Below are 7,233 nucleotides of genomic sequence, written 5' to 3'. Positions count from 1 at the left end.
GCAACTGAAACCCCATAAACGACTCAATTACCAGAGAGGCATGAGGGCGCTATCACTGATTCAGACCACATTGTGAAACCCTTGTCATCCCCAAAGGTTATATTGACAATGGCTGCAGGTTGATCTGCCACCGTTCGACCCCTTAGGCCGTATGAAGCCACAACTAGGCGTCCTAGTCACTGCTAAGATTATCCCGCCAAGAAGAGGGATGCGGTGAGAGATTGCCCTGCTCTAGGGTCACAGTCACAATCGCAGACACTTCTCAATTAGAATCAGAGCATAGGCAACATGTGAGACACACTGAGTATGCTGTCTATGGAAACGCTGACCATCAATGCTTCAAATGCAGCATTAACTGAAGCGCAGTTTTACGATATTTGTCGTCAAAATGAAGGATTGCACTCTGAGATGACCGCACAGGGAGATCTAATCGTTATGCCTCCAGTTGGTAGTTTAAGTGGCGATCGAGAAATGTTGCTGGGTGCAAAGGTATGAAACTAGAATGATGCTTCTGGCTTAGGTCAGGTATTTAGTTCTTCAACAGCTTTTCAAGGCGATGGAGTTGATCCTAGATTTCTCACCAGCCGATGCCAAAGAACTGAATGAGTAAACAACATCGGTTAACTTAATAGAGTGTTATACGACAGGTGGCATCTAAAGATTATTCATAGGTGTGTTACACGACAGCCTGACGTATACTTCACAGTCCGGCTGCTAATTGCTTGGTAAAGGCTAAGCTACAGGTTACTGGTGAGCATTTGATTGAGGCTCTCCCTCACTCGCAATATAATTTTGAGTCGCAAAGAGTTGTGCAACCATTTTTGTCCGCGACGAAACTTTAAGCTTACGAAACATTCGCTTTAGAGCCTGTTTGACAGAATTTTCGGTGATCCAAAGTTCCTTGCCAATTTCTGCATTGGTTCTTCCCAAAGCAACTAAATTGGCGATCTCCAACTCACGCGGTGTTAACCGATCGGTGCTCAACAATGGATTCTGAGATTTCATCGTACTTTGTTGCGATCGCACTGTAGTCGTCCAGGTAGACAGGTGCAAACAAATCGCACTTAAATCAGCTAAATCCTGATGATCAAAGGCTGGCATTGATTTGTCACGAGTACAACCCACTGCACCGACTAACTGACCGCAGTTAACAATCGGTCCTGCCATCACATGCCAATGATCCGGTCGAGGACAGATCAATGTCCAAGCTTTGGGTGTTGTCACTAATCCTTCATGGACAGGGGTATGGCATTCCGCAAGGTAGCGCGCCAGCGGATTGTGTTCCAGGGAGAGAACGATGTTTAGAATGCCCTGAAACTTAGGCTCAGAGAGAAGCTGGTCAAAGAAAAAGATCCCTGATCGCTTCGCTGTAAAGTACTCACCCACCTTCGGCGCTAAGTGCGATCGCAAGTCATCTTCATGCTTACACTGGTGAGTTTCTTCAAATAAAAGCTTCAAAGAAAGAGTCATGGTCGTGAAAAGAGTACCCGATCGAGGACTAGGCGCACTGGGCCGCTATTCATAGCATAAGGATAGATTCACCAACGATCAAAATAAGGAAATTAATTCATGCCTGCCCCACAAAAGCACGTCATTGGTTTGGTCTTTTATCCTGGCATGACCTCACTGGACATGGTGGGCCCCCATCAAGTGTTCGGCGCACTGCCCGGTGTCGAACTGCATCGGATTTGGAAAACACTAGCCCCAATTACCTGCGATGACGGCTTAGTGATCGTGCCAGATACCACCTTTTCCACTTGCCCATCTTTGGATGTTATTTGTGTCGGCGGCGGTTTAGAACAGCGAGCAGTCGTAGATGATCCAGAGGTGCTGGACTTTTTCCGTAAACAAGGCAAAACGTCACGGTTTATTACTTCTGTCTGTAGTGGGGCAGAGTTTCTAGCAAAAGCAGGGCTGCTAGAGGGCTATCGAGCAGCGACCCATTGGGGCATGCGCGAAAAACTAATGACAAGTCAAGGCGTTGAGATTGTAAACGAGCGTGTTGTTGTCGATCGCAATCGCATCACAGGGGGAGGCGTGACGGCCGGAATCGATTTTGGCCTAACGGTTGCAAGTATTCTGTGCGGCGAAGAAACCGCCAAGATGATTCAACTCTTACTGGAGTACGATCCTGCGCCTCCATTTGATGCAGGTTCACCTGAGAAAGCGGGGCCTGAGCTAGTCAAGAAAGCCATCGCACTGATGCAGCAGATGTCAAGCTTAGAATTTGCAAACCCCGTTCGCTGATCTGACGACAATCCCCTCTTCATCCACGTTATAGCTTCGTTAGTTTATGAGCTTCTTTAAAGACTTAGTTCAGTTTTGGAACGCCATGGGTTCGCTACCCTGGACAATCCGGGTATGGGCAATACTATATCCACTGCCACAAGTGCTAGGTGGTCTATATTTCATTCGCGAAACGCCAGGTTTGGTGATTTTGCTGGGTCGGGTGTTGTCCTTCGTGATTGGGAGTCAAGTTCATCGTCGCCGACCGTTCTCAAAACTCATCGGCCCCATCGGGCACGCACATTGGCTGTTTATACTCCCTTACCTACTGTATCTACTGGCTACACAAACATTGGATGAAAGCTTGTACTGGTTCATCGTGTATGTGTGTGTCATTGGTATGGTGAGCGCGGTCATCGATATCCGCGATACTATAGGGTATTTTCAACACGGCGAGTCGTTCTATAAACGAGACTAGAAAATGGTTATCCCAGACTGCACCAAACAATTCTATTGGAGCAGATTATTGTCGGATGGCAATGCATACAAAGTCTACTGATAACCACCCAACAGAAACGTTAGATTTCAACGACACCGAAGCTAAACCAAAATACAGAGTGTGTTGTTTGAAAGAATTCTCTGCAAACCGTGCAGAAGTCTATAGGCAAACTAATCTAGGGCTGGTGAGAAATCCAGGTGGTGGGTTACCTTGCTCTAGAGGCGCAGTCGCGATCGCAAACACTTCTCAATTAGAATCAGGACACGAGCGACTTTGTAAACTGCCGATTAGGCTGGGTAACAATTATGGAAACGCTAACAATTAATGCCTCAAAAGCAGCATTAACTGAAGCGCAGTTTTACAATATTTGTCGTCAAAATGAAGGACTGCGCTTTGAGATGACCGCACAGGGAGATCTAATCGTTATGCCTCCAGTTGGCGGTTTAAGTGGCGATCGAGAAATGTCGTTGGGTGCAAAAGTATGGAACTGGAATGATGCCTCTGGCTTGGGTCGGGTATTTAGTTCTTCAACGGTATTCCAATTGCCTAATGGCGCGAAACGATCACCGGATGTGGCCTGGGTCGAACAAAGTCGCTGGGATAACCTCTCAAAAGAAGAACAAGAACGATTTCCACCCCTTGCCCCCGATTTTGTGATTGAGTTGCGGTCTCGGACCGATGCCTTAGATGTGCTACAAGCAAAAATGCAGGAATATGCAGAAAATGGTGTTCGGCTCGGTTGGCTAATCAATCCACAGGATCAGCAAGTAGAAATTTATCAACCAGGGCAGGATGTAGAGATAAAATCGCTGCCGACTCAACTGTCAGAAGAAGAGATATTGCCAGGTTTTACCCTGGATCTACCGCTGTTTTAGAGGTTAAGAACCGACTCTCAGCACTTTGAGCACCTATATTTTACTTGAGGCTCACCTAAGTCCCTCTATTCAGGCTAAAGCCCCCACTTCAGCGCAGTTCTGGCATAGACCAAAGAATTCTAGGGTGTGGTAAAAGACTTGAAATTTCTGGGTTTGGGCAAGCTCTTGTTCTAACTCGTGGACTGGACAGTTCAGCAATGGCATGGAAATGCCACAGTTGACACAAGTCAGATGATGCCGATGAGCAGAGGCAATACTATAGACTGCTTCACCATTCGTCAAAGTACGCGTTTGCACCTTGCCATGCTGTTGGAGAACCTTGAGGGCACGGTAAATGGTTGCCAACCCCACTCTTTGTTGCTGTTTTTTTAACTCTTGGTGCAGATCTTGAGCAGAGAATTCTTGGGGTGTGGAAAAGAGGACTTCCAACACGCGCCGCTGATGAGGGGTTAGTTTCTCTGGCATGCTCAACTCCTTATTGCACCTGGAATGAGAACAATTTTTTGGCAAATCACAAGACTATCGGACATGATTATCATTCTCATTTTATGATAGCAGCCGTTCTTGAAAGACCGTCAATATTACGATTTACCCCTACCCCCTAGGCAGTCTGTTTGGGTTAACGACCAGAGGAATGCAGCTACTTCAGGCAATTGCAGAGGAGTAATTGTGGCCCTCACGGTAACCATTGTGGATCAATACCTGAGCCAACAGAAGAAGGTTGCTGATTACTACTGTCTAAGGGCAAGATCCAAAGATTACTGGTGGTCACTAAACTGCCTTGGTTCGTCTGAGAACTCTCTGGATAGTCGGGACTCGCTTCAATCGCTTGGTCGAATAGCAACGCTGAACCATCTGGAGCGAGGGCCATAGTTGTATCACGCTGATTGGGTAGATTTAAGAGCCGAGTTTCTTTTTGAGTGGCTAAGTCAATCGTGGCCAGGTATGGGATTTCTATATACTCTTCGCCAGAGCTAACCTGAGTCAGCAAGCAATAAAGGAACTGTTTTTTGGGATCAAAGGTCGCTCTGAGAATTGAGCCGGTTGTCTTGAGCAGTTCGGTTTGCTGCCCCTGAGTCGTGACTAAGAACAAAGACTTAGTGAAATCGGGGTTGAACTTGATCATCGTAGCGGCTGATCCATCTCTTGCAAAGCTTAAAACCATCCCAAATTTGGGCAGAAACTCCAAGGGCTGATCATTCTCACTGCCTTCTAGGGGTAAGATAGCCAGTCCTTGTCCTTGGGCAATCACGAGGGATCGACTATCTGGGGCAATCAAGAAATTGCCTCCTTCGACCTTCTCTAATAGTTGGATCGATTTGCCTATGGGGAGTTGCCAAAGACTGACCTGGCCTAAGCCCGCCCCTTCTTTCAGTGCCCGCTGGACAACAATTCGGCTGCCGTCTACAGCTAAGTCGAATTTGAGAATTTGATATTGCCGATTATCCAAGACCTGTTCAATCTCGCCTGGGGGTTGTTGAGAACTGTTATTTAGATCAGGGGGATTGGCCTGTAAACCTGTCGTGACCGTGTAGAGCTTGGGGTTAAACTCTCCTTCAGAGACAAGACGCTTGGCCGTAGCAGAGAATAAAATGCGATCGCCATAGGGATACGGCTTAAATTCTGTGACGACTAAGTCAGCAGGGGTCAGAATCGTTTTTTGGTCTTGGGTTAAATTCTGGAGAATGAGCCGGCCTGATTCTTCCCCATTCACACCGATGTAGACATAGGCGCGATCTCGACTCCGAAACGTCCCCGAAAACGGCTGCATCACCTTGGGCTGGACATTGGGACTCTGGCCAACTTCCTCCACTTGGCTCAGCTGGACTTTGAATTGAGTCCCATAAGGCATGGGCTCAGTCAGTGTATAGGCCAGTCGTCGGCCTGACCAGCTCAATTTTCCCGGCAACTCAGGGGTTAAGGTCAGGTTTTCTTCGACCTTGGGCCAATCCATCGTCCGATTAAACGACAAGATAAAAGCGGTATCTTCCATGCCAACCCGTTTCTCTTGCCAACTAAAGTCTCGAACAATGGGTACCGCATGGTCACCCCCCATGATGATCAAGCCGATCAAGATGGTGAGAACGGCCATTACAGTAATGGCAATACGATCCAGGGGGTAAATCCGGTGCTTCATAGGGCTGAACCCCCTACTTCAATCCGTTTTGGCACAGACCCAAGAAGTCTAGGGCGTGGTAAAAAACTTGAAAATTCTGTATTTGCGTAAGTTTCCGTTCTAGCTCGTCGACTAGACAGGTCAGTCATGGCATGGAATTGACGCGGGTCAGATGATGTCGATGAGGGGTATACCTCGTGGGCTAATGCACCTGAGCACCAATACCCGCCCCAAGCCAAAATCAAGGAGAAGCAAGTTGCCGCGATTGCCTGACGACCCATTAGCGTCAGTGCAAATCGGAGAGACTGTTCTCTGGCAATCGTCAGGGCTGTGACCAAACAAGGCAACAAGACACCTGCCAGGTAGACCCCTGTGAGAATCTGCAGTGGTGTGAGAGCAGAGAGAGTTTCAGGTTCAGCAAAGAGCAGCAGACCATCTTTGCGAATAGAGGCCAAAATCATGGGCAAGGCTGCTTCTGGAGGGAGGCGAAAGATCTGCATTAGGGGATGAATTATAGATGCAGTAGCAGTCAGTAGACTCAGCTGATCTAACATCGATGCGATCAAGGTAATGGCCACAAAAATGGGAATGGCATTGGTAAAAAACTGATGCAGCGTGCCTTGGGTTTCTCGCCAGATAGTGGCCCAGCGCGGTCTTTCCAAAAACGTGCGGTGTTCAATCATCAACCGGTTGTGGCGAGAACGAGCCGACTTGGGGGCAAGCAAGCGAGTGTAGATCAGCGTTGTCACAGTGAGATAACCCAGGTAGGGAATCACCAAACTAGGCCGATGGGCTGCACTAAACACCGCCAGGGTGGCACCGAATTGATACGAACAGGCGGAACCAAAGGCAATCGCCGACATACAAGTTTTGCGAGCACAACTCGAACAGGCACGGGTACTGATCACTGCTGGCACATTACAGCCAAATCCCATCACGACCCGCACCAGATCCCGTCCAGATAAACCCAAGGGGCGCAACCGTGGATGGAGAGCAACCGTAATCCGCTCTACCAAGCCACTGGCCTTGTAAGTTCCTAGACATAACGCATAGAGAATGACGGTCGGCACAGCCCAGACCCATAACAACGGCCCCATGGTCAGCAAGCCATAACGCCCAATCAGCATTTCCCTGGGCAAAGACAGAGGTATGTTAGCCAGAACGCCTACCAGAGGCTGGATCAGCGCTTGCATCAGAGGATCGGCAACTGCTGCAAAGCTATTGGCAAACCACACCGCAAGTAGGGTCGGTAGCAGTAGGAGACTGATCGCCACCAGCCAGCCAACCTGTGAATGTTCTAACACCGTTGGTCGCGGTTCAATTCGCCATCCCGTGGGAATGGGTTGCCATTCTGGGGAAAATATAGTCGGCTCTTGCAAGGCTGCCCGAATGTCGTGGTGCTGGGCTGGGGTTAGATGCCTGGCATCAACGGGGATAAACGCCAGATTCGAGGTCTGGTCCCAGCATTGAACAATCTGCTGGGTAAACCCAGCTTGAGACGCTTTGTCCCAAAACGT

7 protein-coding genes are annotated in these 7,233 nt (G+C 48.5%); 3 read left to right on the top strand and 4 right to left on the bottom strand.

From position 1 onward, the window contains the following. Positions 1 to 315: 315 nt before the first annotated feature. The gene (locus Q0991_RS06170; RefSeq protein WP_299486475.1) at positions 316 to 495 is read left to right on the top strand and encodes a hypothetical protein; all 180 of its coding nucleotides are present in this window, start codon (positions 316 to 318) and stop codon (positions 493 to 495) included. A 249-nt stretch (positions 496 to 744) separates the two neighbouring features. Here Q0991_RS06170 and Q0991_RS06165 read toward each other — a convergent pair whose 3' ends face one another. After that, the gene (locus Q0991_RS06165) at positions 745 to 1,470 is read right to left on the bottom strand and encodes a LuxR C-terminal-related transcriptional regulator (RefSeq protein ID WP_299486473.1); all 726 of its coding nucleotides are present in this window, start codon (positions 1,468 to 1,470) and stop codon (positions 745 to 747) included. Between the two features lie 99 nt (positions 1,471 to 1,569). Here Q0991_RS06165 and Q0991_RS06160 point away from each other — a divergent pair, with 99 nt between their 5' ends. Together Q0991_RS06160 and Q0991_RS06155 are read left to right on the top strand one after the other, a co-directional pair. Beyond that, positions 1,570 to 2,247 (top strand): DJ-1/PfpI family protein, encoded by a 678-nt coding sequence (locus Q0991_RS06160; RefSeq protein WP_299486471.1) that lies wholly within the window; start codon positions 1,570 to 1,572, stop codon positions 2,245 to 2,247. Positions 2,248 to 3,030: 783 nt separating this feature from the next. After that, positions 3,031 to 3,600, top strand: a complete 570-nt coding sequence (locus Q0991_RS06155) for a Uma2 family endonuclease (protein ID WP_299486469.1) — start codon at positions 3,031 to 3,033, stop codon at positions 3,598 to 3,600. A 69-nt stretch (positions 3,601 to 3,669) separates the two neighbouring features. Here the strand turns inward: Q0991_RS06155 and Q0991_RS06150 are convergent, their stop codons facing one another. From Q0991_RS06150 to Q0991_RS06140, 3 genes are all read right to left on the bottom strand, one after another. Beyond that, the gene (locus Q0991_RS06150) at positions 3,670 to 4,065 is read right to left on the bottom strand and encodes a transcriptional repressor (protein WP_299486468.1); all 396 of its coding nucleotides are present in this window, start codon (positions 4,063 to 4,065) and stop codon (positions 3,670 to 3,672) included. A 211-nt stretch (positions 4,066 to 4,276) separates the two neighbouring features. Continuing rightward, complete coding sequence (locus Q0991_RS06145; protein ID WP_299486467.1) at positions 4,277 to 5,737, bottom strand: hypothetical protein; 1,461 nt, start codon at positions 5,735 to 5,737, stop codon at positions 4,277 to 4,279. Further along, positions 5,734 to 7,233: nucleoside recognition domain-containing protein (locus Q0991_RS06140; protein ID WP_299486466.1), on the bottom strand; the 1,500-nt coding region annotated here is incomplete at its 5' end. The genes Q0991_RS06145 and Q0991_RS06140, both read right to left, overlap by 4 nt.

The sequence above is a fragment of the Acaryochloris sp. IP29b_bin.137 genome (assembly GCF_028285745.1).
In the GTDB taxonomy this organism is placed as follows: Bacteria; Cyanobacteriota; Cyanobacteriia; order Thermosynechococcales; family Thermosynechococcaceae; genus Acaryochloris.
Note: the sequence above shows the minus strand (reverse complement) of the source record. Positions and strands in the feature narration are given on the sequence as shown.